Genomic DNA, 25,458 nt, shown 5'->3' with positions numbered 1-25,458 from the left:
GCCGGGGACGGGTGGGTCCATACTTGCCGCGTGACCAAGCAGACTCTCGCGTACTTCGCGTTTACCTATGGCAACCGGCCCACCGGCTGCCATGGTCGTGCTGCTTGAGCAACTGACAAGCGACTTACCAGGCGCCCCGGGCCGACAAGGCCCCGGGCGCTTCGTCGTTTCCAGGGGCCGTGAGCGGACCGGGCACCCCGACCTCGACGAGGAGCCCACCCCATGAGCATCACCACCGCTGCCGAGAAGACCGGCGCACGCAGCGCCGACGCCGCCGAGCTGATCACCGGCGCACGGGACCGTATCGACGCACTGGACGACCGCATCATCGGTCTGATCCAGGAACGCATGGCCGTCTCGGCCGTGATCCAGGAGTCCCGCATCGCGTCGGGCGGGCGCCGCGTGAACCTGTCGCGCGAGATGGAGGTCCTCGCCCACTACAGGGACGCGCTGGGCAAGCCGGGTACGGCGCTCGCGATGACGATGCTGGAGCTGTGCCGGGGCCGGATCTGAAGTGCGGACCGGTGCCGGATGCACGTTCGGTCCCCTTCTCACCCGTACGGCACCGTGACCGCCCGCCCCCGCTCTTCGTTGGTCCCGGTGTCCGTGCCAGCCAGGGGCGGGCCCGTCAGAACCACGCGTGGCTCCACTGGAGCGATGAGACGTATGGACCGCTTACGCGTCCTGCGTCGTGGGACCTCGCTCCAGTACGTGACCGGTCGGCAGGGGACAGCAGCCCGGTCACAGTGAAGATCGGCCGGCTCCGGGGACGCCCGGAGCCGGCCGACGGTTCCCTCCCCCGCACGGCGTCCCGGCCCCCGACGCCGCCCGAACGGTTGCGCAGCCGTCTTGCCATCCCGCACGATGCGTAGAGGCGCGCCTTCCCAACTGCCGTACTGCACAAGCTCATTGCCAAAGGTCCACACCACGTGCGCGCCGCCTGCGAGCCCGGTCGTGCACCGGCAGACCGAACCCGCGGCGCACTCCCCCGGCGCCGCCGCCCGGCACCGACGCTGCCCTGACGTCGGCGCCGACAGCGAAGCGGCCCCGCGGATCGAGGATCCGCGGGGCCGCTTCGCCGTGTGAGCGGGTGATCAGGAAGTACGGCGCCTGCGCGCGGTCACGTAGAACACGCCACCCGCGGCCAGCGCGACCGCCGCCACCAGCGAGGTCATCAGGACCACCGAACCGGTCGAGGCGAGGCCGCCGTCCTGTGAGTCGCCGCTGCCGCCCTCGGTACCGGAGTCCGTGCCGCCGGACGAACCGCCCGTATCCGTACCGCCGTTGTCGCCGCCGCCCGAGCCGTTCGAGCCGCCGTTGTCACCGGAACCGCCGGAACCGCCGCCGGTGTCACCGGGGGTGGCCTCGTCGCCGGTGCCGTTGAGGACGATCCAGCCGTCGTCGTTGGCCGCGTTGCCCTCCTTGGGGTCCTCGAACTCCGGGAAGGAGATCTTGCCCTTCGCGCCCTCGATCACTTCGTCGATGCGGAGCTCGAAGTCGTACGCACGCTTGTCGTCCTCCATGACCGGGGTGTCGGCCCAGCACAGGTAACGGGACTTGTCCGTGCCCTTGTCGGTCTGCTCGGGCCGGCAGCCCTCCGGGGCCTTCTCGACGGACGCGCCCTTGGGGATGTCGACGTAGAAGCCGAGCGGCTCACCGCCGGCCCGCAGCGAACCGATCCAGGCCGGACCGTGGTTGCCGAAGCCGACGGGCACCTTGACGGTCTCGCCCTTCTTCCCGGCGACGCGGGCGCCGGTCAGGTCGAGGTCGTGCTTCGCGGCGAGCGCCAGCGGGACGTCGGCGGCGTACTTGCCGTACTGGGCGGCGTCACCGGCGGGCACCTCCTTGAGCTTCAGCTCGGGACCGGTGCCTTTGGTGCCGCCCGCGACGCGCTCGGTGGCGAGCTTCGCGCCGAGCGCCGAGAACCAGTAGCCGAACTCGTCGGCCGAGGCGAACTTCTCCGTGCCGACCTGGACCGGCGTCTCGAGCGCGTAGGCCGCACCCGGCTTGAACTCGCCCTCGAAGGCGCACTCCACGACCTTGCGGTAGTGGATCAGGTTGTCCTTGTCCTCTTCGGTGTACGTGCAGTTCGCGTACGTCTCGGGGTAGTTGATGCCGCGCGAGCCGAAGAAGCGGAGCAGCACACCGTCGGCCGACATGCTGCCGACATTGCGGAAGGCCAGCGGGGCCTGGTAGACGTCGCCGGCCGCGAAGCCCTTCGGCTCGGAGGGCAGCTTCTTCATACGGATCTCGGGACCGCCCACGAGCACGTCGACCTCGTGCCCGGTGAACGCGAGCCCCTCGCCCGCACCTGTCACCTTGATCTTGCCCGCGTCGCCGGCCTCGGCACCCTTGAGGAGGTCCACGCGGATGTCGAAGTCGGGGTTGAACCCGGCGCCCGGGTACAGGTCCTCCCCCGTGCACACGGCGGTCAGGCCGCCCGCCGCGATGTCGCACGGCGGCAGCTTGACCTTCGCGAAGCCCTTGAGCTCGGAGGCGTCGATCGTCACCGTCCAAGGACCCTCGTGGATCCTCTTCGGCTCCTCCTCTTCGCCCACCTCCCCCGGCGCGTCGAGCTCGATCTCGATCTGCGGGTAGGGCTCTTCCTCCGGCTCGCCGTTCAGCGACAGACCGAGACGCTCGGTGCCGGTGAGGGTCACCGGGATCGGCGCCTCGTCGGCGGCCTGCGCCAGGCCTGCCGTACCGGCGGTGGCGAGTGCGGTGGCCAGCAGCACGGCCGTTGCCGCGGGACCGCGGCGAAGGGACTGCCTCAGGACAGGTCTCATGGTCACTCTCTGGGTACGAGGTGTGGCCGCCGGGACACGTGGGGAATGGCGGTGCACAAGTGACCGGTGAGGTGCCGTACTGGTTGCGTCCGCCGGCATCACGGATTGATGACGGCGCTACTTCACGCGCATTTCGCACCGCATCCTCCGCTCATGTCCGACCTCCCGCACCGGTCCGGTCAACGTGAGCGGGACCGTGTGGTGGACATCGGTGCTCGACGCGGCGATGCGCAGTTCCAGTGCGCCGGGGTCGACCACGCGGCGGCCGTCGGCACCGGTGTACGCCGCGAGGTCGGCCGGGAAGGTGGCGTGCACCTGGGCCGAGGCACCGGGGTCGAGCGGGACCCGGGCGTAGCCGACGAGGCGGACCTCGGGGCGGGCGACGGTGCCGACGGGGTCGTGCAGGTACAGCTGGACGACCTCCGTGCCGGGCCGGTCGCCGGTGTTGCGGACGGTGAGCCGGATGGTCGTCTCGCCGTCGGTGGGCAGTTCAGGGGTGTCGCACTGCGGAGGGCCCCAGGTGAACTCCGTGTACGAAAGGCCGTGGCCGAACGGGAAGAGGGCGGTGGGGTCGACATTGCTCGGGCCGCCGTGCAGGCCGAGCGGCGGGGCGAGATACGGGGCGGGCTGGCCGCCGGGTCCGTACGGGATCCCGAGGGGAAGCCGGCCGGACGGGTCGACGCGGCCGGACAGGACGCCCGCGACCGCGGCGCCGCCCTCCTGGCCGGGGAAGAACGCCTGGACGACAGCGGCGGCACGGTCGGCCCAGCGGCCCAGGGCGTAGGGCCGGCCGCTGAGCACGACGATGACGGTCGGGGTGCCGGACGCAAGCGCCGTATCGAGCAAGGCGCCTTGGTTGTAGGGGAGTTCGAGGTCAGCGGTGTCGCAGCCCTCGCCGGACGAGCCACGGCCGAAGAGGCCCGAGCGGTCCCCCACGACGGCGAGGCACAGGTCGGCCGCCGCCGGGTCGGCCACGAAGACCGCATCGGGCAGCTCGGCGCGCAGCGCCTGCGCGAAGGTGGGGACCTCCACTCCTGCGGGCAGTTCGGGGTGGTTGACCCCGACATGCCGCGGGAACGTGTAGCAGCCGAGCATCGCGGCCTGCTCGTCGGCGAGCGGCCCGACGACGGCGATACGGAGCCCGGGCCCCAGCGGCAGCACACCGGATCCATTGGCCAGCAGGACGACGGACTCCTGCGCCACCTTCCGTGCCAGTTCCCGCATATGAGGGGGATTCAGGTCGATCGGCACGTCCCCGGTGACCGGCTCCCAGTCCGGGTCGAGGAGTCCCAGCTCGCACTTCTGGGTGAGCACGCGCAGCGCCGCGCGGTCGAGCAGCTCCTCGGGCAGATCGCCGGCCGCGGGCAGACAGCGGGCGGCGGGCAGCTCCACGTCGACGCCGGCGGCGAGCGCGAGCCGGGCGGCCTCGCCCTCGGTCGACGCGGTCCGGTGCGCGGAGTGCAGGAACGCGATGCCGAAGTAGTCGGCCACCACCGTGCCGCCGAACTCCCATTCCTCACGCAGGAGTTGGGTGAGCAGGCCGTGGTGTGCGTGCGCCGGCAGACCGTCGATGTCGTTGTACGCGGCCATCACCGAGCGGGCGCCGCCGTCCCGCAGCGCCATCTCGAACGGGGGCAGGAAGACGTCCGCGAGTTCGCGGGGGCCGACCGAGGCGGGCGCGTGGTTGCGGGCGGCCCGCGAGGCCGAGTACCCGGCGAAGTGCTTGAGGGTGGCGACGATCCCGGCGGCCTCCAACCCCCGTACGTACGCGGCGCCGATGGTGCCCACCAGATACGGGTCCTCGCCGATGGACTCCTCGGTGCGGCCCCAGCGCGGATCCCGTACGACGTCGAGGACCGGGGCGAGGCCCTGGTGGATGCCGACCGCGCGCATCGAGGACCCGATGGCCTGCGCCATCTCCGTGACCAGGGCGGGGTCGAAGGTGGCGCCCCAGGCGAGCGGGGTGGGGAACACGGTGGCCTGCCAGGCGGCGAAGCCGGTCAGGCACTCCTCGTGGGCGAGCGCGGGCAGTGCGAACCGGTTGCCGGCGCGGATGCGCTGCTGAAGTTCGGCGAGCCGGGCGGCGCCCTCGGCCGGTTCCACGGGGACGGTGCCGAAGGGGCGGGTCAGATGGCCGAGTCCGTACGGAAGGAGGGCGTCGAGTACGGCGCTCTCGGCGACGTAGGTGTGCTGGCCGGGCGCGACGGCGACCGCTTCGGTCTCGACGTCGGCGCCGAGCCAGACGCTGGACAGCTGGGCGGTCTTCTCCTCGGTGGTCATCCGGGCGAGCAGGTCCGCCGCCCGGACGTGGGCGGACAGGGTGGTGTCCTGCCATGGCTGGACCATGAGGCTCCTCAAGTGCGGTGTGTGCAAAGGGGATTCGCGGCGTGACGGCGTTGTCAGCCCTTGGTCGCGCCCATCGTGATGCCGCCGATCAGCTGGCGTTCGGCCACCGCGTAGAAGGCGAGCGCGGGCACCATCGCGAGGATCAGATACGCGAAGACGCGGGCGATGTCGGCGGAGTACTGGCCCTGGAACTGCTGGACGCCGATGGGGATCGTCCACCAGGTCTGTTCGCTGAACACGAGCAGCGGGAGCAGGAAGTTGTTCCAGCTGGCGACGATGGCGAGGACGGAGACGGTGCCGAGGGCCGGGCGGGCCATCGGCAGCAGGATCCGCCAGAAGAAGCCGAAAGGACCGCAGCCGTCGAGGGTCGCCGCCTCCTCCAGTTCGCCGGGGATGGCGCGGAAGAAGCCGCGCAGGATGACGACGGTGATCGGCAGTCCGAACGCGGCCTGCGGCAGGATCACGCCCCAGGGGTTGTCGAGCAGCCCGAAGGTACGGAGCAGCACGAACAGCGGCAGGATCGCCACCGCGAACGGGAACATCAGGCCGATCGTGAAGAGCGTGAACATCATCTCCCGGCCGCGGAAGGCGAACCGGGCGAGCGCGAACGCGGCCAGTGCCGCGGCGCCGACGGTCAGGACCGTCGTACCGACCGCGATCAGGGTCGAGGAGCCGAGCATCTTCCAGAACGAGGAAGAGGCCAGGACATCGGTGTAGTTGGACGTCACCCAGGGCGAGGGCAGCCCGAAGGCGTTCTCGGAGAGCTGGTCGGTGGTCTTGAACCCCGAGATCAGCGCGTACAGGAGCGGCGTCACCATGACGATGCCGACCAGCCAGACGACGACGTACAGCGGAAGGGACCGCGTCTTCATCGGGCACCTCGCATCGTCGTCAGGGCTCCTTCGGTGTCGCGGCGCATCACCAGACGCTGGTAGGCGATGGCGAAGACGAGGCTGATGAGGAAGAGGGCGATGCTGATCGCGCTGGCGTAGCCCATCTGGTAGCGCTTGAAGCCGAATTGGAAGAGCGTGACGGCCATCGTCTCGGAGTGGTGGTCGGGACCGCCCTGGGTCACCACCCAGACCAGGTCGAAGAGCTGGATCGCGCCGATGACGGACAGGAAGATGCTGATCCGGATCGTCGGTCCGAGCAGCGGCAGGGTGACGTGCCGGAAGCGCTGCCAGGCGTTGGCGCCGTCGATGCGGGCGGCTTCGTGCAGTTCGGCGGGGATGTTCTGGAGTCCGGCCAGGTAGAGCATCATGTGGAAGCCGAAGTACTTCCAGGTCATGACGAGGAACAGGGTCGGAAGCACGGTGTCCTGGTCGGCGAACCACAGGCCGCCGAGCCCGTCCAGGCCGATGGAGCCGAGGGCGCGGTCGGCGAGCCCCTCGTCCGGCGCGAAGATCATCATGAACAGGACGCCGGTGATCACCTCCGACAGGACGTACGGGGCGAAGAACAGCATCCGGTAGACGGCCCGGCCGCGCAGCTTCTGGTTGAGCGCCACCGCCATGGCGAGGGCGAACGGCAGCTGGACGGCGATCGAGAAGAGCACGAGCAGCAGACCGCGCCACAGGTCGCCGAGGAAGACCGGGTCGTCGAGGAGCCGGGTGTAGTTGTCGATCCCGACGTAGTCCTCGGGCGAGCCGAAGCCGCCCCAGTTGAACAGGCTGACGTACAGGGCGTAGAGGATCGGCGTGAGGACGAGCGCGCCGAACAGGATCAGGGCGGGCAGGGTGAAGGCGACGGCGGTCAGCCAGGCGGTGAAGCGCCGCATCAGCGGACGCCGGTTGGCCGGCGGCGGAGCCTCGGCCGCGGTGGGCGGCCGGGCGTCCTTGACGTAGGTGGAAGTGCTCATCGGTTACGAGCTCTTGAAGACCTGGGTGACCGAACGCGCCACGTCGTCCGGTGATTTGGACCCGGCTATCAGCGCCGCGACCGAGTCGTTGACCTCCTGGCCGACGGCGGGCGGGTAGGCCTGGTCGAGGTAGAGCTGGAAGGCGGTCGACGCCTCGAGGGTGTCGTAGACGGCCGTGAGGTTGGGGTCGGTGAGCGCGCTCTTGGCTTCCTTGACGACCGGGAGCAGGGAGGCCTTCTCGACGAGGATCCGGTCGTTGTCGGCGCTCAGGAAGAACTTCAGGAAGTCGACGGCCGCCTTCGGGGCGCCCTTGCGCACGGCGTAGCCGTTGCCGCCGCCGAACACATCGGTGAGCGCGCCCTTGCCGCCGGCGACCGACGGGAACGGGAAGAAGCCGAGGTCCTTGCCGATGCCCTTGCCCGCGTCCGCCTGCACGATGGGCGCCCACTGGCCCATCAGCTCCATCGCGGCCTTGCCGTTTCCCATGACCGCGGCCTCGCCGCCGGGCAGCGAGTACGCGGCCCCGAGGAAGCCCTTCTGGAACGGTTCGAGCGCGACCAGATCCTTCAGGTGCTCGCCCGCCTTCACGAAGTCGTCGCCGGTGAAGTCCTTCGCGTCGGCGGCCTTCTGCATGCCGTCGACCCCGGCGATGCGGGTCGCGAGATACGCCCAGTAGTACATGCCGGGCCACTTCTCCTTGCCCGCGAGGGCGATGGGGGTGATCCCGGCGGACTTCAGCTTCTCGACCGCGTCGAGGTAGTCGGCCCAAGTGGCGGGCGGCGTCTCGATCTTGGCCTTCTTGAAGAGCGCCTTGTTGTACCAGAAGCCGACGGCGCCGATGTCGAAGGGCAGCCCGTAGGTCTTGCCGTCGAGCTGATAGGGCTTCACGGCCGCGGGCACGAGGGCGTCGGCCATCGGCTCGTACGTGGCGGTGAGGTCCTCCACGAGACCCGCGTCGACCTGCTGCTGCAGGACGCCGCCGCCCCAGGTGTGGAAGATGTCCGGCAGCTTCCCCGAGCTGGTCTGCGCGGTCAGCTTCGATTTGTACGCGTCGTTCTCGAGGGTGACGAGCTTGATCCGCACATCGGGGTTCTTCGCCTCGAAGGCCTTGGCCCGCTCGGGCCAGATGGTCTTGGACGGCTCGGTGGTCTGGATGTTCCACAGCTCGACGACCGTCCGGCCGGAACTGTCCTTCCCGCTGTCGGAGTCGTCACCGCCGCAGGCGGTCAGCGCGGTGGCGCCGAGGCCGGCCGCGGAAGCGGCGCCCAGGAACCGGCGGCGGGAGAAGTCGGAGGCTGGCATGGCGCACCTTCCGGAAGTAATCCGAAAACTATCGGTCGACGGCCTGGAAAGTTACGGATACGCGAAAGGGGTGTCAACGCCCTTAACAAAAAAGGTCGTTGACACCCCTGCGGTGCCCGAGGGGTCGAACAGTCAGGCGCGCGCGGGCGCCGTGCTCGACCTCACCACCAGCTCGGTCGCCAGCTCCACCCGCGGCGACGCGGGTTCGACGGAGCGGGCGAGGCCGAGCACCGTACGGGCCGCCAACTTGCCCATGTCGGACAGGGGTTGGCGGACGGTGGTGAGCGGGGGCGCCGACCAGCGCACCTCCGGCAGATCGTCGAAGCCGACGATGCTCAGGTCCTCCGGGACGCGCAGACCGCGCCGGCGCAGCGCCTCGATCGCGCCGAGCGCCATCTGGTCGCTGGAGGCGAAGACGGCGGTGGGCGGTTCGGCGAGGTCCAACAGGCGGTTGCAGCCGGTGAATCCGGACTCGTGGTAGAAGTCGCCGGGCACGATCAGGGTGTCGTCCACCGGCACGCCCGCCGTGTCCAGCGCCGCACGGTAGCCGTCGAGCCGGGCCCGTGAGCACAGCAGGCGCGCAGGGCCCTGGATGAACCCGATCCTGCGGTGGCCGAGTTCGAGCAGATGCCGGGTCGCGGCCATCCCGCCCGCCCAGTTGGTGGCGCCCACGGTCGGCGCCTCGGAGGCGGGCGATCCGGCCGGGTCGATCACCACCAACGGCACGCCCAGGCGCCGCAGTTCGTCCTGCAGACCCGGTTCGAGCACGGAGGTCACGAGGATCACACCGTCCGAGGCGCGGGCCCGCAGATTGGTCATCCACTCCCGTGCGTCGCCCGCCCGGTCGTGGATCGCGGAGACCACCGTGCCGACCCCGTTCTCGTGCGCGACCTCCTCGACGCCCCGGATGATCTCCACCGCCCAAGGGCTGTCGAGGTCGTTGAAGACCAGGTCGAGCAGGGCCGCCCGGTCACCGGACGCGGGGATACGGCGCTGGTAGCCGTGCCGGTGCAGCAGGTCCTCGACCCGGGCCCGGGTCGCCGGCGAGACATCGGAGCGTCCGTTGACGACCCGCGAGACGGTGGGCACGGACACCCCGGCCTCCCGTGCGATCTCGGTGATCGTCACCTTGGCCGGCCCGTCCGGGCTCTGCGTGACAGTCCTGCCCTTACCGCTCTCCCCGGCCACGATCCCCACCTCCGTCGACAACGGAATCCGAAAGGTCTCCGGACGCCTTCCGGAAAACCGTATGCGAAAGGGGACCGGCCGTGGTGGCCGATCCCCTCTCGATGGGACTCAGTTGACCTACTTGACGGCTTCGATCTTCTTGATCTGGAGGTCGAGAAGGCCCTGCGGGATCTCGGACTTCGAACCGTCGGCCATGTTCATGCCGTAGAAGACCGCGAGGGTCGAGGAGCTGCGGACGACGTTGACGACCATCGAGACCGTCTGGCCCTCGACCTTGCCGCCGATCTTGTACGCGACCGCCTCGTCACCGGCCTGCGGGTCGGCCAGCGCCTCGACGGTGCTCTTGACGCCCTCGGAGTCCGTGAAGCCCTTGCAGTTCTTCGACGCCTCGCGCACCTCGCCGAGCACCTTCTCCGCGTCGGCCTGCTCGTGCGCGGAGAGCGCGACATAGGCCAGCTGGCTCATCTGGCCGTCCATGCCGGCCTTGGCGGTGTTCGCCTTGGGCTTCGGGTCGGTGTTCTCGCTCAGCACGTCGCCGAGCGGCTGGCACTCGCCGGACATCTCCTCGGACTCCGGGGCGGCCTCGTCGGTGCCTTCCGCGGAGAACTTGAGGCCCTTGACCTCGGTGTCCCCGATGATCGCCTGCTTGAGCTGCGCCTCGGTCAGGGCCGGCGCGGCCTTCTCCTCGCCACCGCCCGACTGGCCGGCGCTGGACTTGTCCTTGCCGGACTTGTCCCCACCGTCGCTGCCACTGTCACCGCTGCACGCAGCAGTGAGGCCGAGCGTGGCGACTACGGCGGCCGCGACGACGACCTGGGACAGCTTCGACTTCTTCACTTGGATTCCCCACCTGTTGTGTACGTCTGGCGCGTCATCAAAGCGTTTGCACAGGCTTTGCCGCAAGCGCGTTCGGACAACGATCCGGGGTCGGAGCGGACTTGGAGGTTCCGGGCACCGGGGCCGAGCTGGGGCGACCAAGATCAGTTGTGATTCAGCCCACATAAGAATCACGTCAGGTCAGCACAACCATTCACAGGAACCGCAGGTCAATCATGCGTAACAACGGCCACATCCGCGAACATCCCGCGAGCGGCCTTCCACCTTCCGTGCCGCACCTTGTGTGTGGTGCGCCGGACTTCGACCGAGGTTCTTTGATGAAGCTTCGCCGCTCGCTGGCCGCCGCGGCCGTCACGGCCGTCATAGCCCCCGCCGCACTGCTGGCCGCGCCGTCGGCGTTCGCCACCGAAACCCCCGGCTCGTCCGAGACGACCGCCTCCACGGAGACGCCGGGCGCGGGCGAGACGACGGCCACGACGCCGGAGGAGACGCCGGGTACGGGCGAGACGTCCACGGAGGAGGAGACCCCGGGTACGGGTGAGACCTCCGCCGCCGAGGAGACCCCGGGCACGGGCGAGACCTCCACGGAGGAGGAGACCCCCGGCACGGCCACGCCCGGCGCCACGGAGTCCACCACGACGTCGCCGTCGCCCAGCCCGACCGAGTCGCTGACCGAAGGCTGCGAGGACGCCGCGTTCAACGCGAGCATCTCGGGCCTGCCCGGCAAGATCGTCGCCGGTTCGGGTTGGAAGCAGTTCAACCTCAACCTGGACAACAGCAAGGGCAAGAAGGCCGAGGACGTCCTGCTCGGTGCCGTACTGCTGTACAAGAAGGACGCCCACGGCGACTTCACCAGCAGCCTGGCCTCGAAGTACGCCCAGATCCAGTACTTCGACGGCGAGAAGTGGACCAGCGAGCTCTCCGCGGGCGGTGAGATCGGCGGCTTCATCACGGTCGAGGCCGGCGAGAAGATCAGCCTCAAGCTGCGCCTGAGCATCAAGTCGACCGCCCCCGCCGGTTCCGCCGTCGGCATCGCCTTCGGTGTCTACACCGACGAGAAGGGCGAGAACTGCTTCGCGGACGAGAGCTGGTACAGCTTCGAGGTCCTCGCGGCCGGTTCCAAGCCGCCGACCGGTGACAACGACAACAAGCCGCAGGAGGGCAAGCCGCCGGTCAAGGTGAAGCCCGCCGCGGACGAGGTCGAGGACCTCACCGGCAACCTCGCCGAGACCGGCTCCGACTCGCAGCTCCCCGTCATCGGCCTCATCGGCGGCATCACCGTCGTCGCCGGTGCCGGTGTCGTCTTCGCCGTGAAGCGTCGCCGGACCGTGGGCGCCGAGGCGTAACACCTCGTAGCACCAAGACCCGTTGAGGACCTGCGCTCGGAGGGGGGCGCAGGTCCTCAATGCTTTACGCGGGTTCCGCGACCCCGGGCGATGACGCCTCCGCCGCCCCGGGGGGCGCCCCGGACGCCGAACCGGCCCCCGACCCGGACCCGGCCCGCACCGCCGGCATCCCCAGGAACGGCAGCTTCAGCGCCCCGAACGCCGACGCGGGCACCGCCGGCGACGCCGGCTCCACCGGGGTGAGCCGCTCGTACGCCGCACCCTGCGCGGGCCGCGGATCCTCCGCGCCCTTGTTGGGCCAGAGCGACATCGCCCGCTCCGCCTGCGCCGTGATCGTCAGCGACGGGTTCACGCCGAGGTTCGCCGAGACGGAAGAGCCGTCCACGACCGAGATCCCCGGGTGGCCGTAAAGCCGGTGGTACGGGTCGATCACGCCGGTGGACGACGACGCGCCGATCGGGCAGCCGCCCAGGAAGTGGGCGGTCAGCGGAGTGCCCATCAGCTCACCGATGTTGGAGCCCGCGAAGCCGTTGATCTCCTCCGCGAGCAGCGAGGCCGCCCGGGTCGCCGCCTCGATCTGCTGCGGGTTCGGAGCGCCGTGGCCCTGCCGGGCGGTGAGCAGTCCCTTGCCCACACCCTTCGGCTTGCGGTACGTGGTCAGCGAGTTGTCCACCGACTGCATCACCAGGCCGATGATGGTCCGCTCCGACCAGCGCCGGTTGGACAGGCCGCGCAGCGCCTGCACCGGGTGGCGGGCGCAGTTGCCCATCCAGGCCAGGACCCGGCGCGAGGAGTACGGGACCTGGAGGATGGTCATCCCGCCCATGGCGTTGGAACCCTTGCCATAGCGAACGGGCTCGATGTGCGTGTCCGCGTCCGGATGGATCGAGGACGTGATCGCCACACCCTGAGTGAAGTCCACCTTGTCGGCGCCGTGGCGCTTGCGGTAGCGCCGGTTGTCGGTCTGCGCGCCCACCAGGGCCTCGGAGTTGGTACGGGTCAGATCCCCGAGCCGGTCCGAGAGGCCCGGCAGCAGCCCCGCGTCCTTCATCCGGTGCAGCAGCGTCTGCGTGCCGTACGTGCCCGCCGCCAGGACCACGCGCGGAGCCCGGAACACCCGGCCCTCGCCCTTGCGCTTCTTGTCCGTGGGCAGCGTGGAGACCGCGTACCCGCCCCGCGAGTCCTCGGTCACCGCGACCACGGAGGTCATCGGGTGGATGACCGCACCGGCCTGCTCGGCGAGATACAGATAGTTCTCGTTGAGGGTGTTCTTCGCGCCGTGCCGGCAGCCCGTCATACACGAGCCGCACTCCGTGCAGGCCTTACGGGCGGGACCCGCGCCGCCGAAGTACGGGTCCTCGACCTCCGTACCGGGAGAGGCTTTCGCCGACCCGTCGGCGTCCTCGCCGTCCCCGAAGAACACCCCGACGGGCGCCATGTGGAAGGAGTCCCCGACGCCCATCGCCTCGGCCGTCGCCTTCAGATGGACGTCCGAGGGCGTCATCGTCGGGTTGAGCCGCACGCCCAGCATGCGCTTGGCCTGGTCGTAGTACGGCGCCAGCTCGTCCTGCCAGTCGGTGATCGAGCCCCACTGCGGGTCCTCGAAGAACGGCTTCGGCGGTACGTAGAGGGTGTTGGCGTAGTTGAGCGACCCGCCGCCGACGCCGGCGCCCGCGAGCACCATCACGTTGCCGAGCAGATGGATGCGCTGGATGCCGTAGAGACCGAGGGCCGGGGCCCAGAGGTAGTTCTTCAGGTCCCAGGAGTTCTTCGGCAGGGTGTCGCGGTCGAAGCGGCGGCCCGCTTCGAGGACACCGACCTTGTAGCCCTTCTCCGTCAGCCGCAGGGCCGACACGGATCCGCCGAAGCCGGAGCCTATGACCAGGACGTCGTAGTCGTACTCGACCTCGTTCCCGGCCTCGTTCCCCGCCTCGTTCTCCTTTGCACTCACCGCGGCCTCCCCCTCAGCGGCGCTCACCGCAGCCTCAGCGCCTTCATCGCCCGCAGGCTGCGGCTCATGAACGCCGCGTACTTCTCGTCGCTCATCCCGAACGACGGCGCCATCGGCATGATCCGCTGATGCGCCACGGTCTGCGCCTCGGTGTACTTGAGGATGCCCTCCGAGCCGTGCCGCCGGCCGAGCCCCGAGTCCTTCATGCCGCCCATCGGCGCCTGCACGCTGCCGTACGCGGGCGCGTAACCCTCGTTGATGTTGACCGTGCCGGTCCGCAGGCGCCCGGCGACCTCGCGGCCGCGGCGCGCGTCCTTCGTCCAGACCGAGGAATTGAGGCCGTACGCGGTGGAGTTGGCCTCGTCGATGACCTCGTCCTCGTCGCTGAAGCGGTAGATGGAGACGACCGGTCCGAAGGTCTCCTCACCGCATACCGCCATCGGCGCCTCGACTCCGTCGAGGATGGTCGGCTCGTAGAAGTACGGGCCGATGTCCGGGCGCGCGACACCGCCGGCCACCAGGGTCGCGCCCTTGGCGACGGCCTCGTCGACGTGCCGGCTCACGGTCTCCAGCTGGCGCGAGCTGACCAGGGAGCCCATGTCCGCGCCGTACGCGAGGGAGTTGCCGAGCCGCATCGCCTTGGTGCGGGCCGCGAAACGCTGCACGAAGTCATCGGCGAGGGACTCGTGCACGTACAACCGCTCGATGGAGACGCAGAGTTGCCCTGCGGAGGAGAAGCAGGCGCGGACCGCGCCCGCGGCCGCCTTCTCCACGTCGGCGTCCTTGAGGACCAGCATGGCGTTCTTGCCGCCGAGTTCGAGCGTGACGCCGACCAGGCGGGCCGCCGCGCTCACGGCGACCTCGCGGCCGGTACGGGTCGAGCCGGTGAAGGAGACGAAGTCGGCGTGCTTGACGACCTCGGGCCCGATCACCGGCCCCACGCCGAGCACCACCTGGAAGACCTCGGCGGGCAGCCCGGCCTCGATCAGCAGATCGCGGGCCCACAGGGCGGTCAGGCAGCTCTCGGTGTCGGGCTTCATGACGACCGCGTTGCCCGCGACGAACGCCGGGAGCGCGTCGCCGACCGAGAGCTCAAGGGGGTAGTTCCACGGGGCGACCTGACCGACCACACCGCGCGGGTGGCGGAACTCCGTGACCTTGGTGAGCGTCGGCACCGCGCCCGTGTGCCGCTTCGGGCGCAGATACGAGGGGGCCTTGCGGCCGTAGTGCCGGGCCGCGACCGCGACCGCCTGCACCTCCTCGTGCGCGTGCAGACGCGCCTTGCCGGTCTCCAGCTGGATCAGGTCGAGCACCTCGGCCTGCCGCTCGAGGACCAGATCGTGGAAGCGGAGCAGTACGGCGGCCCGGCGGCGTACGGGCGTCGCGGCCCATACGGCCTGCGCCTTGCGGGCGCGCTCGAACGCCTCGGCCACGTCCTCGGGCGTGGACTCGGGCAGATCCGCCAGCTTCTCGCCGGTGTACGGGCTGTGATTGGCGGTGCGGCCGGAGCCGACCACACCGCGCGTGAGCTGGGCGACCAGCTCGGGCGTGACCACATCGGCAGCGGTGCGCGCGCCCGCCGGAGCGGGGGCTACGGGATTGGTGCCGGTCTTCGCGCTGCCGGTCTTCTCAGGGGCCTGGGCGTCCGTCATGAGCGTGAGCGTACGGCTCCGCCGAGTGTTTGTTAACCCGTCGGTAACGGGACTTCACGGGGTCCGCACACCGTGCCAGTGGGCGCTGGCAGCAAAGGGCCTGATCAGGGGCTTGTCGGTGTGGACAAGCCCCTGAAGGTCAAGGATTGGTGATGTCGAGACCCTTGATCGCCTGCTCGGCCACCTCGCGACCGCGCTCGTAGAAGTCGCTCTTCTTGCCCGGGTAGTCGACGGCCAGCTTGTACATGTCGCCGTTCTTGGCCTTGTAGTAGAAGACCTGCATCTCACGCGGGCGCGGGGTCGTGTCCGTGGTCATGTACGTGACGGTGTTCTTGGCCGCCTTGCCGCCCTCGAAGTCCAGCTTCGTCTCCGGCTGGGTCGTGGGTGCCGGGTCCGACGCCATGTTGTAGTTGCTGCTGCCGGACTCCTTGAAGTCGGCGTTGTCCTCGTACATCTCGGCGTCGGCGGAGTCCGCGATGTTGCCGCTGTCGTCCTCCTTGCCCTTGTAGAGCGTGAGGCCGACCCACACCGAGCCGCTCGGGTCCGTGTAACTGACCCAGTGCTCGGGCGGGCCGATGCCGTCGTCCTTCTCCGGACGCCCGTCGTCGTAGTTCGCCGGCACGGAGAGCGTGGCCTTGAGCCCCTCCTCCTTCTTGGAGGTGAACCCCTCAGCCGCACCCCCGGCGAACGGATCCACGATGACCAGGCCCAGCGCCACCGCCAGCGCCACGAACGCGGCCCCGGCCCCGATCAGCACCTTCTTCCCGACCCGGACCCCACCCGTGGGCCCCGAAGCCTGCCCGGAGGTCATCACCTGCGTAGCCACCGGAGGAGCCGGCGGCTTCACGGCCTCCTCGAGGAGACGCCGCACCGTCACCGCGTCCGGCCGGTGACCGGGGTCCTTCTGCAGCAGGCCGTTGATCACGTCCGCAAGCGGGCCCGCCGCCGAAGCCGGCGCCGCGGGCGTCGCGTTGAGGACGGACTGGAGCGTGGCGGGGGTGTTGCTGCGGCGGAACGGCGAGACGCCCTCGGTCGCCGCGTAAAGCACCACGCCGAGCGACCAGAGGTCCGAGGCCGGTCCCGGCCGCTGCCCCAACACCCGCTCGGGCGCGATGAATTCGGGCGAGCCGACGAAGCCGCCCGTATCGGTCAGATTGGTCTCGCCCTCGATCTGGGCGATACCGAAGTCCGTGAGCACGACTCGGTCGTACTGCCCGAGCATCACGTTGTCCGGCTTCACATCGCGGTGCAGGATGCCCGCCTTGTGCGCGGCATCGAGGGCGCCGAGCACTTCGAGGCCGATGCGCGCGGCCTCGCGCGAGCCGAGGGTGCCCTCCTGGAGCGCGCCGCCCATCGAGCGGCCCTGCACGAACTCCATGACGATCCACGGCTGCCCGTCCTCGACCGCCACATCGTGCACATTGACGACGGCGGGGTGGTCGAGCCGGGCCGCGGCGCGCGCCTCGCGGCGCATCCGCTCGAAGGCGGTGGCCCGCTCGCGCTCGGGCAAGTGGTCCGGTACGCGCGGCTCCTTGACCGCGACCTCGCGGTCCACGGTCTCGTCCTTCGCCCGCCATACGGTGCCCATGCCGCCGTGGCCGAGCTTGGAGAGCAGCCGGTAGCGGCCGGCGATGAGCCGGCCCGCACCCGGATCGCTCTCGTGCACGACCTGGGTAGGCACGGACGCGGCCCCCGGAGCCGACGGCGGCTGCGGTGCGTCGGGTACCTGGGGCCCGCCGGGATGCGCCTGGGTCGGCGCCGACTGGTGGGCGTACGGATTGGGCGCACCGGGCCCCGGCGGCGTACCGGGAGCGCCGTAGGGACCACCCGCATACGGACCACCCGCATGCGGCTGCTCCGGCGGACGCAGTCCGAAGCTCGTCGGTTCACTGGGTCCGTAGGGCGCTCCCCCGTCGTTACTCATGCCGTCATCCCTATCGCGTACGACGCCCCGGATGCCACCTCGGTCACGGACCCGTGACCAGATGCGAGCGTTTTCACCAACCTCTTGTCCCGCAATGCCGCCTATGAGGGGCGAAATCCACCACCCCGGCGGCTAGGACGCTTTCGGCTGCCAGCTGCGCAGGACGTGGTCGAACTTCTCGCGCGTCTTCGCCCAGTCCTTCGCGGGACCCGACATGTAGATCGCGTACTCGGTGCCGTCCTGCGCCACATACAGCTGGTCGATGGCCCGCCGCTCGCCCCGCGTCACGCCCTTGGTCTCCGTCCAGCGGAACTCCCAGACGGCGCCCGGCCGGTCGCGGAAGAAGTTCGAGCGCAGCTTGATCTGCTCGTATGTGCGGATGCGGCCCATGCCCTGCTCCTCCATGTCCTGCACATGGAGGTAGGCGTTCTCGAAGTCGGGGTCCTTGTCGATGGCGATCCGCAGCAGATGGACGCCGTCGTCCGGGGTGTAGTCGATCTGCGAACCCTCGGTCTGCCGCTGCCAGCCGGGCGGGACGAGGATGCTGAAGCCGGCCTTGTCGTGCACCCGCTGCCAGCCCTTCGGGGTGCTGCCGACCGTCTGGCCCGTACCGGAGCCACCGGGTTCCCGCTGGTCCAGATACTTCAGTACGCCGAAGGCCGCGGCCGCACCGACCAGCGCGGCGGCGACCGCCAGGGCCAGCACGGAGCGCAGGCGACGGCGACGCGCGGGGACGGGAGCGGGCGCGGTGTCCGCGGGCCGTACGGCGGTGAGTTCGTCCGGTGCGACCCTGCGGGTGGGCACATAGGCCTGTGCCGACTGCGGTGCACGCCCCTCGCTCACCTCGGCGAGCATCTGCTCGGCCTCGTCGACGGACGGCCGTTGCCGCGGGTCCTTGCGCAACAGGGCGGTGATCACCGGGCCGAGCGGGCCCGCGTACACCGGGTCCCTGGGCTCCTCCTCGACCACGGCCTGCATGGTCGACAGCGGTGAGGTGCGCCGGAACGGCGACTCCCCTTCGACCGCCGCGTACAGCGTCGCGCCGAGCGCCCACAGGTCGCAGGCCGGTCCGGGCGCGTCGCCTCGTACGCGCTCGGGCGCCAAGTAGTCGATGGAGCCGACCAGTTCACCGGTCCTGGTGATGGTCGAGTCGCCCTCGATGGCGGCGATCCCGAAGTCGGTGAGCAGCACCCGGCCGTCCCGGGCGAGCAGCACATTGGCGGGCTTGACGTCCCGGTGAAGGACCCCGGCCGTGTGCGCGGCGCGCAGCGCCCGCAGCACCCACATCCCGATCCGGGCGGCCTCGCGCGGTGCCACGCGCCGGTCGTCGCGAACCGCGTCGGCGAGCGAACGGCCGTCGACCAGCTCCATGACGATCCACGGCCGCTCGTCGTGCTCGAAGACGTCGTGCACGGTGACCACGGCCGAGTGGTTGATCCGCGCCGCCGCCCGCGCCTCCTTCTGGGTGCGCGCGAGCAGGACGGCCCGCTCGCTCTCCCCCGCGTACCGCGCGGCCGTCAACTCCTTGACGGCGACCACCCGGTGCAGCACCTCGTCATGCGCGCGCCACACCTTGCCCATACCGCCGTGACCGAGACTTCCCTCGATCCGATAGCGGCCCACGAGCAGCCGGCTCTGTGCCTGCGCCCTGCCGTCGATCTGGTCCACATTCCCCCGCCTGTCCTTCGAAAGGCCAGCGTAGGGAGCGAACGGCGGGTGCGGAACCTGAGAGACCGTCCTGTGATTCAGTCGGTCGTCTCGTACGTCGCCACGGCCTGCTCGAACAGCCGTGTCACTTCGTCCCGTTCGGACTCGGGCCCCTTGACCAGGACGATGTGGTACGCGCCGTCGATGACGATCGCCGCATTGCGCACGTACACCTTCTTATCGCCCTCGTCCCAGGTGAACTGGCCCTCGGCGCGCTTCTGCTGTCCGACCTCGACCTGCCGCAGGCCGCCGGACGTGGCCCAGGTCGAGTCGCGGAACGGCTGCAGTTCGCGCTCGTCCTCACGCTGGTAGGCGAGGGGGTCGTCGCCGTAGTCCGCGGTGCTGTCCCGGCCGGGGACGACGGTGAGGGAGAAGGCGCCCTTGGCGTAGACGACTTGTCCGCGGCCGTTGGCCGGCGCCCGGTCCCAGCCGGAGGCGACCGCGAGCTGGAAGCCTTCGAGGTCCTTGCGGAGCACGAAGCCCTGCGGCAGGTCGCCGTTGTCCTTCTCCGGCGGCGCCTTGGTCTCCTTCGGCGGTGTCTTGCTCGGCTTCTTCCCGTCGTCCGGCTTCTTGTCGTCGCCGTCGGGGCTCGTCTTCCCCGGGTTCTCGGGCGCGGAACTCACTGATCCCGCCTGGTCCTTGCGGTCGTCCGAGCCCGCGCCCCGGTCGCCGGTGTCCTCCTTGGGCATGAAGACCATCGCGTACGCCACCGCCGCCGCGAGTCCGAGCAGGACGAGGATCAGGATCAGCCGGCCGAGCCGTCTCGGACTGCCACTGCCACTGCCCTGCGGCCGCCGGCTCATCTGCCGCATCTGGCGCTGCTGCTGACGCTCCCACTTCTCCGCGGAGGGCGACATGCGCTCGCGCCCGGGCCGTTCGGGCGCCCGCACCTCCGCGGCCAGGGCGCGCTGCTGCTTCTCGGGTACGTTGCGCCGGCGCTTGCCCTTCTTGTGCCGGCCGTGCCCCGGCGAGCCGCTCTCCCCGCGCCGGCCGCGCTCGCCGCGCCGCTTGCGGACCAGCTCTCCACGGCGCCGTACGACGGGCAGCCGGCTGCGGTCGTACGCGGGCGCCGGTACGACGTCCTCGCCGGCCTCGGGCTCGGGCGCCGACCGTACGAGCGAGCGCAGCCAGCCCCGCAGCTCCTCGAAGTCGGGCCGTTCGGTGGGGTCCTGGCGAAGCAGCGACTCGACGACGGGCCGCAGCGGCCCGCACTCCTCGGCGAACGCGGGCGGCTCCGCACAGACCAGCTGGACGAGTTCGTACGTGCTGTCCTCGGGGTAGGGCGCATGCCCCTGCACCGCGCGGAAGAGCAGCGCACCGAGCGCCCACAGATCGGTGGCCGGGCCGACGGGCGCGGCCAGCTGCCAGTTCTCGTGCACGGGCCCGGCCTGCTCGGGCGCCCAGCGCTCGGTGACGGCGCCGACCACGGTCATCCGGGCCTGCCGTGCGCGTTCGAGTGCGAGAGGTGTGGCGGGGTTGCGGTGCGCGCTTTGGCTCACACCGGCCAACTCGTCCCAGCGGGCGGGCCCTTCGGATCCTTCCGGCCCGGCGGGGTCCGCGGAGGGCCCGGCGACCGGCTCCGGGATGCTGCCGGGCGGCGTGATCTGGTCCTTGTAGCGCGGGAGGCCTTCGGCGGCCCTTCGGCCGTACGGGCCGTCGGCGGCGGTGAGTTCGTCAGCGAGGGCGCCCGTTCCCGTGCCGTGGGCCTCGAGTTCACCACCGGCCTCGATTGCGGCACCCGCGCCGCCGGCCGCTTCGGCGCCGCTCCCGGACCCCTGCCCCGGGATCCGCCTGCCCGCCCCGTGCCAGCCGACGCCGGACGACGGCCCGCCGGCGTCCGTTCCCGGTCCCGTCTCCCGCCCGCTCTGCGCCGCCGGTCCCGTCTCCCGTCCGCCCTGCGCCGCCCTTCCCGCCGACAGATGCCGTACCTCGGGCTGTCGCGTTCCGGGGCGGCCCGCCACTCCGTACGGGTCCGCTATCCGGCCGGGCGGGGTCCCCGGGTCCTGCCGGGTCGTCCCCTGCAGCGCCTCCCCGTCCCGTACGCCACGGTCCGACTCGCCCTGGCCCGCTCCTCGCGCGGCATCCGCGCCCGGCGGCAGGGCCCTGGCCGCCGCCGCGGACCGCACACCGGCGCGGTAGGCGGCGATCGCTCCGGCCCGCGCGGCCCGTACGTCACCGGCGGGCAGCGCGGCCCGCGCACGGGGCGCGGGCTGCTGCGAGGCGCCCGAAGTCGCCCTCGTATCCGATCCGTTGGCCGCCGTGCCGCCGGGCCCGCCGCCCGCGGCCGGTGCGGGCGACGCGCCCCGCTCCCCGCGGCCCGGCGACTGCCCGCCACCTCCCGGCGCCGGGGGCAGGGCCCCCGGAGCAGCTGCCGCGGGCACCGCTCCCGAAGCCGTTCCGCCCATGGCCCGCCCGTCGAACCCGCCGCCGACGTCCGGCACCGGGTCGTACCCGCACAGGGCCTCCTCGGCCGCGCCCGCCGCGAGCCCGGTGAGCATCACCCGGCCGTCGTCGCAGACGAGGACGGTGCGCACGGTGATGTTGCGGTGCACCCAGCCGTGCGCATGCAGCGCGCGCAGCGCGGTGAGCACATCGGAGGCCACCTCGGCCGCGCGGTACGGACTCAGCGGCCGCTCGGCGAGCAGCGCGGCAAGCGGCCGCGCGGCCACGACCTCGCTGACGATCCACAGCGAGCCGCCCTCGGCGAAGACGTCGAAGACCTGGTCGAGCCGGGGATGGTCGGGTATCCGGGCCGCCGCCTCGGCGGCCTCGATCGCCCGGCGCACGGCGGGATCGCTGGGCGCCCTGGTCGTACGGGAGTTGCGAGGGTTACGGGAGGTGCGCCCCGCGGGCCGCCGCTGCGGCTCGGCCGGTCCCGGTTCGTCGAGCACCTCGGCCTCGACGACCTCGGGCAACGGCACCTGCCGTACGAGCACTTCCTGCCCGCTGTACGTGTCGAAGGCGCGCGTCTCCGCGAACTCGTAGGCGTCCGACGGCGGCAACGGCAGGCGGTAGCGGTCGGCGAGTACCCGTCCCGCATAGTCGTCCACGTCGCCTCCCCGTCAACGCGCGCACCTCGAATCCCTGCCCCGCGCACCGCCATCAACCCGGCAGAAAACCGTCAAGTCCCGTCGAAACCCGGCACATTGCGGCTGCGTACGGTCCGCGGGCTCTCACGATACGTGGCCGAAGCGGCGTACGCGGCAGGTCTCGCCAACCCGCCGGGACCGGTCCGCCACGGATCCGTTCAGTCGCGCGGCTCGAAGGTGTCGAAGGCCGTCTTGCGCAGCGTCCGGCACTCCTTGCCGTCCCACTCGGACGCCTTGCAGGTGATCATGATCGCGTAGCCGTGGGTGTCGTCGACCTTGAAGCCGCGGTTGAGCACGCGGGTCCGCTGACCGTTGTGATCGCGCTCGAACTCCCAGTCGGAGACGGTCGGGTAGCCCTTGTAGTCGACCTGGTGGATGCCGAGCAGCTTGAAGTTCGTGCTGGCGCCGCGTATCGCGGGAAGCAGTGAGCGCCAGGCGGCCACGGCGTCGTCGCCGGGCCGGGGGTTGAAGTCGACCTGGACCCGCGGGAATCCGCCGTTCGCGCTGTAGATCGCGCCGGAGTTCTGCCCGGCGGTGCCGGTGCGGTGGAACTTCTCGGGCATCGCCATCGAGAACTTGAACTGCCCGTCGGTCACTTCCCGGTACCCGGCCGGCAGCCCGCCCGGGTCCTGGCCGTCACCCTCACCCGTGCCGGACCCGGAACCGTCCCCCGGATCCGTACTCTTGTCGCCCTGGTCTTCCTTGTCCGGGTCCTTGCCCGTGTCCTTGCCGTCACCGTTCTTGGAGTCGTCCTTCCCGGACCCTCCGTCGGTGCCGGCGCTCGCGGAGCTCTCGTCGCGCCCGCCGCCCGTGTCGCCCCCGCCGCTGAGCGCGAAGCCGATGGCGGTGCCGAGCACCGCGAGCGCCACGAGGACGGCCACGATCAGCTGCGTACGCTTCGGGACGCGGTCACCGAGCGGGGTCCGCGGCGGGGGCGTGGCGCCACCGGGCGAACCCCCGCCGGGCGCCGAGGCGTTGGCGGTCTGCGCCAACCCGGCATCCGTGGCCACCGCCGCGGCCCCACCGGCCCCCGCCGCCGGACGCTCCGGATCCCCGGGCAGCGGCACGACCTTGGTCTGCTCGGAGGCAGGCGGCTCCGGCTTCTCGGCCACCGGCTCCGGAGTGTGGACCACATCGAGCAGCAGCGCCCGCGTCCCCGCGTCGTCGAGCCGCTTCTCCGGGTCCTTCTCCAGGAGCCCGTACAGCACCTTGTCGAGGTTGCCGGCATGCTGCGGCGTCTCGAGCGGCTCGGTCATCACCGCGGTGAGCGTGGCGATCGCCGACCCCTTGTCGTACGGCGGGGTGCCCTCCACCGCCGCGTACAGCAGACCGCCGAGCGACCAGAGGTCGGCCGCGGGTCCCGGCTTGTGGCCACGGGCGCGCTCGGGCGAGATGTACGAGGGCGCGCCGACGAGCATGCCGGTCGAGGTGATGGACGGATCGCCCTCGACCTGCGCGATGCCGAAGTCCGTCAGGACCACCCGGCCGTCGTCCGCGATCAGTACGTTGGACGGCTTCACATCGCGGTGCAGGATGCCCTGGCGGTGCGCGGAACGCAGCACGTCGAGGACCGCGAGACCGACCTCGGCGGCGCGCTTCGGGGTGAGCCGGCCGTCCTCGCGGATGACCTCGGCGAGGGACTTGCCCTCGATCAGCTCCATGACGATCCACGGCCGGTCGTCCTCGTCCACCACGTCGAAGACGGTGACCGCGCCATGGTCACGGATCCGGGCGATGGCCTTGGCCTCGCGCAGGGTCCGGGTGATGAGTCTGCGCTTCTCGTCCTCGTCGATACTGGACGGAAAGCGCAGTTCCTTGACCGCGACGGTACGACCGAGCGTCTCGTCGGTCGCCCGCCAGACGGTGCCCATGCCGCCCTTGCCGAGCACATCGCCGAGCCGGTACCGCCCGGCGATCAGCCGCGCCTCCTGCTCGTGGCGGGCTTCCTCGTCCCGGCCGGCCTGCTGGTCGCGGCGAGGTGCCTCGTCCCGACGAGCCTGCTCCGGCCGCTCAGCCTCCGACATGCGTCCCCTCTGCAATCAACCCGCCCTGGCAGAGCGTCCATTGTCTCTCATGCCGGCCACCGCGGAAGTCCCGGGTCCGCCCCACGCCTGGAGGAACGCCCGGCTCCGGGCCACCATGGCAGTACGGAACGGGGGACCGCCATGACCGACGACGACGCGCGCCCAGCGGCCGCGGCCCCTGACCTCCGTACGGCGCCGGCGGCCTTCGACGTCCGTACGGTACCGGCCGATGCCCCACCACCCCGTACGAGTACCCGGAGGACGGCGACGACACCGGGGCCGGCGGTCTTTGTGGCCGTCGGGGCCCTCCTGGCCGCCACCCTCACGGGCTGCGACGCAGCCGACCGGCCGACGGTTCCCTCACCCGCCCCCTCCGTCACAGCAAGCCCGGGACCCGCGTACGACTTCGGACCGCAGAGCATCCTCGTCGAACTGGTCGAGCTGAGCAGGGTCCCCGGCGCGGCCGCCCTCGTCACGCGCGAGGGCGGGATGAGCTGGTTCGGCGCCGCGGGCCGGGCCACGCTCGGCAGCGCACGGCCGCCGCGCCGCGAGGATCACTTCCGGATCGGCGAACTGACCGAGACGTTCCTCGCCGTCGTGATCCTGCAGCTCGCGGCCGAGGGCAGGCTGCGGCTGTCCGACCCGGTGGAGGCCCACCTGCCCGGCCTGCTGGGCGGCAACGGCCACGACGGACGCCGGATCACCCTGCTCCATCTGCTCGTCCACACCGCCGGGTTGCACCCCTACATGGAGGACCCCGACAGCCCGTACCGCGCCTTCGACCGCCGTCTGGCACCGGCCGACCTGGTCCGCCTGGGCCTGGCACACCCGACGGACTCGATCCGGCCCGGCGCCTCGTACCGCCATGCGCACACGCACTACGTGGTTCTCGGCATGGTCATCGAGAAACTGACCGGACGCTCCTACGCCGCCGAGGTCGAGCGCCGCCTCATCGACCCGCTGAAACTCACCGGTACCTCGTTCCCCGGCGCCCGCCGCACCCTGCCCGCACCGCACGGCTCGGCCTACTCGGGCACGCCCGGTGGCCTGACCGACCGTACGGAGCTCGACCCGTCCGGCCTGGGCGCGGGCGGCCAACTGATCAGTACGCTCGACGACCTCAACCGGTTCTACTCCGCGCTCCTCGGCGGCCGGGTGCTGCCGAAACCCCAACTGGCCCGCATGCTCGACACCTCCGACGGCCTCGGGCACGAGGGCGTCGGCCTCACACCGTGGGAGGTCTCCTGCAAGGCGCCCCTGTACGCACGCAGCAGCATCATCGCCGGCACCCAAGTCCTGACCGTGGCCGCGGAAGGCGGCGGTCATGCGGTGACGCTGTTCGTGAACGCGGACGGCGATCTCGCCCTCGGTCCGCAGGACGACATCCTGGAGCTGGAGTTCTGCGGGCGGCGCAGCCCGGGCCGCCCGACCGAACCCTCCTGACCGCC

16 protein-coding genes are annotated in these 25,458 nt (G+C 71.1%); 3 read left to right on the top strand and 13 right to left on the bottom strand.

Annotated elements, in window-relative coordinates:
• Nucleotides 1–222 precede the first annotated feature (222 nt).
• Nucleotides 223–513: a chorismate mutase gene (locus tag G6045_RS09215; protein ID WP_206343476.1), complete on the top strand. Its 291-nt coding sequence runs from the start codon at nucleotides 223–225 to the stop codon at nucleotides 511–513.
• A 581-nt stretch (nucleotides 514–1,094) separates the two neighbouring features.
• On the opposite strand, the gene G6045_RS09210 is transcribed toward G6045_RS09215, so the two are convergent.
• The 7 genes from G6045_RS09210 to G6045_RS09180 form a co-directional block, all read right to left on the bottom strand.
• Nucleotides 1,095–2,786: a hypothetical protein gene (locus G6045_RS09210; RefSeq protein WP_235967733.1), complete on the bottom strand. Its 1,692-nt coding sequence runs from the start codon at nucleotides 2,784–2,786 to the stop codon at nucleotides 1,095–1,097.
• Nucleotides 2,787–2,903: 117 nt separating this feature from the next.
• On the bottom strand, nucleotides 2,904–5,132 hold the full coding sequence (locus G6045_RS09205) for a beta-glucosidase (protein WP_165331356.1): 2,229 nt from the start codon (nucleotides 5,130–5,132) through the stop codon (nucleotides 2,904–2,906).
• 53 nt (nucleotides 5,133–5,185) lie between these two features.
• Entirely contained in the window at nucleotides 5,186–6,004 is an 819-nt protein-coding gene (locus G6045_RS09200; protein WP_165331355.1) for a carbohydrate ABC transporter permease, read from the bottom strand.
• The gene (locus G6045_RS09195; RefSeq protein WP_165331354.1) at nucleotides 6,001–6,990 is read right to left on the bottom strand and encodes a carbohydrate ABC transporter permease; all 990 of its coding nucleotides are present in this window, start codon (nucleotides 6,988–6,990) and stop codon (nucleotides 6,001–6,003) included. Before G6045_RS09195 ends, G6045_RS09200 begins: the two co-directional genes overlap by 4 nt.
• A gap of 3 nt (nucleotides 6,991–6,993) precedes the next feature.
• Nucleotides 6,994–8,292 carry an extracellular solute-binding protein gene (locus G6045_RS09190; RefSeq protein WP_165331353.1) on the bottom strand — a complete coding sequence of 433 codons (1,299 nt, stop codon included), beginning with the start codon at nucleotides 8,290–8,292 and terminating at the stop codon, nucleotides 6,994–6,996.
• Between the two features lie 132 nt (nucleotides 8,293–8,424).
• Complete coding sequence (locus G6045_RS09185) at nucleotides 8,425–9,480, bottom strand: LacI family DNA-binding transcriptional regulator (protein WP_165331352.1); 1,056 nt, start codon at nucleotides 9,478–9,480, stop codon at nucleotides 8,425–8,427.
• A gap of 117 nt (nucleotides 9,481–9,597) precedes the next feature.
• Nucleotides 9,598–10,317, bottom strand: a complete 720-nt coding sequence (locus tag G6045_RS09180) for a hypothetical protein (RefSeq protein WP_165331351.1) — start codon at nucleotides 10,315–10,317, stop codon at nucleotides 9,598–9,600.
• Nucleotides 10,318–10,634: 317 nt separating this feature from the next.
• Between G6045_RS09180 and G6045_RS09175 the strand changes: the two genes are divergently transcribed.
• Nucleotides 10,635–11,663: an LAETG motif-containing sortase-dependent surface protein gene (locus G6045_RS09175; protein WP_165331350.1), complete on the top strand. Its 1,029-nt coding sequence runs from the start codon at nucleotides 10,635–10,637 to the stop codon at nucleotides 11,661–11,663.
• Between the two features lie 64 nt (nucleotides 11,664–11,727).
• On the opposite strand, the gene G6045_RS09170 is transcribed toward G6045_RS09175, so the two are convergent.
• The 6 genes from G6045_RS09170 to G6045_RS09145 all read right to left on the bottom strand — a co-directional run bounded on the left by G6045_RS09170 (nucleotide 11,728) and on the right by G6045_RS09145 (nucleotide 24,010).
• Nucleotides 11,728–13,614 (bottom strand): GMC oxidoreductase, encoded by a 1,887-nt coding sequence (locus G6045_RS09170; RefSeq protein ID WP_165331349.1) that lies wholly within the window; start codon nucleotides 13,612–13,614, stop codon nucleotides 11,728–11,730.
• A 23-nt stretch (nucleotides 13,615–13,637) separates the two neighbouring features.
• A complete protein-coding gene (locus G6045_RS09165; RefSeq protein WP_165331348.1) occupies nucleotides 13,638–15,266 on the bottom strand; it encodes a succinic semialdehyde dehydrogenase in 1,629 nt (542 codons plus the stop codon).
• A gap of 139 nt (nucleotides 15,267–15,405) precedes the next feature.
• Nucleotides 15,406–17,190, bottom strand: coding sequence for a serine/threonine-protein kinase (locus tag G6045_RS09160; RefSeq protein ID WP_165331347.1), 1,785 nt, complete (start codon nucleotides 17,188–17,190; stop codon nucleotides 15,406–15,408).
• A gap of 132 nt (nucleotides 17,191–17,322) precedes the next feature.
• On the bottom strand, nucleotides 17,323–18,858 hold the full coding sequence (locus G6045_RS09155; RefSeq protein WP_328707713.1) for a serine/threonine-protein kinase: 1,536 nt from the start codon (nucleotides 18,856–18,858) through the stop codon (nucleotides 17,323–17,325).
• Nucleotides 18,859–18,935: 77 nt separating this feature from the next.
• Nucleotides 18,936–21,947: a protein kinase gene (locus G6045_RS09150; protein WP_165331346.1), complete on the bottom strand. Its 3,012-nt coding sequence runs from the start codon at nucleotides 21,945–21,947 to the stop codon at nucleotides 18,936–18,938.
• Nucleotides 21,948–22,144: 197 nt separating this feature from the next.
• Nucleotides 22,145–24,010 (bottom strand): serine/threonine-protein kinase, encoded by a 1,866-nt coding sequence (locus G6045_RS09145; protein ID WP_165331345.1) that lies wholly within the window; start codon nucleotides 24,008–24,010, stop codon nucleotides 22,145–22,147.
• A 141-nt stretch (nucleotides 24,011–24,151) separates the two neighbouring features.
• Here G6045_RS09145 and G6045_RS09140 point away from each other — a divergent pair, with 141 nt between their 5' ends.
• Nucleotides 24,152–25,453, top strand: coding sequence for a serine hydrolase domain-containing protein (locus G6045_RS09140; protein WP_165331344.1), 1,302 nt, complete (start codon nucleotides 24,152–24,154; stop codon nucleotides 25,451–25,453).
• The last annotated feature ends 5 nt before the right edge of the window (nucleotides 25,454–25,458 follow it).

Origin of the sequence: Streptomyces mesophilus (assembly GCF_011044995.1) — a bacterium.
Lineage (GTDB): Bacteria > Actinomycetota > Actinomycetes > Streptomycetales > Streptomycetaceae > Streptomyces > Streptomyces mesophilus.
The sequence above is the reverse complement of the archived record's forward strand: the minus strand, read 5'-3'. Positions and strand labels throughout refer to the sequence as shown.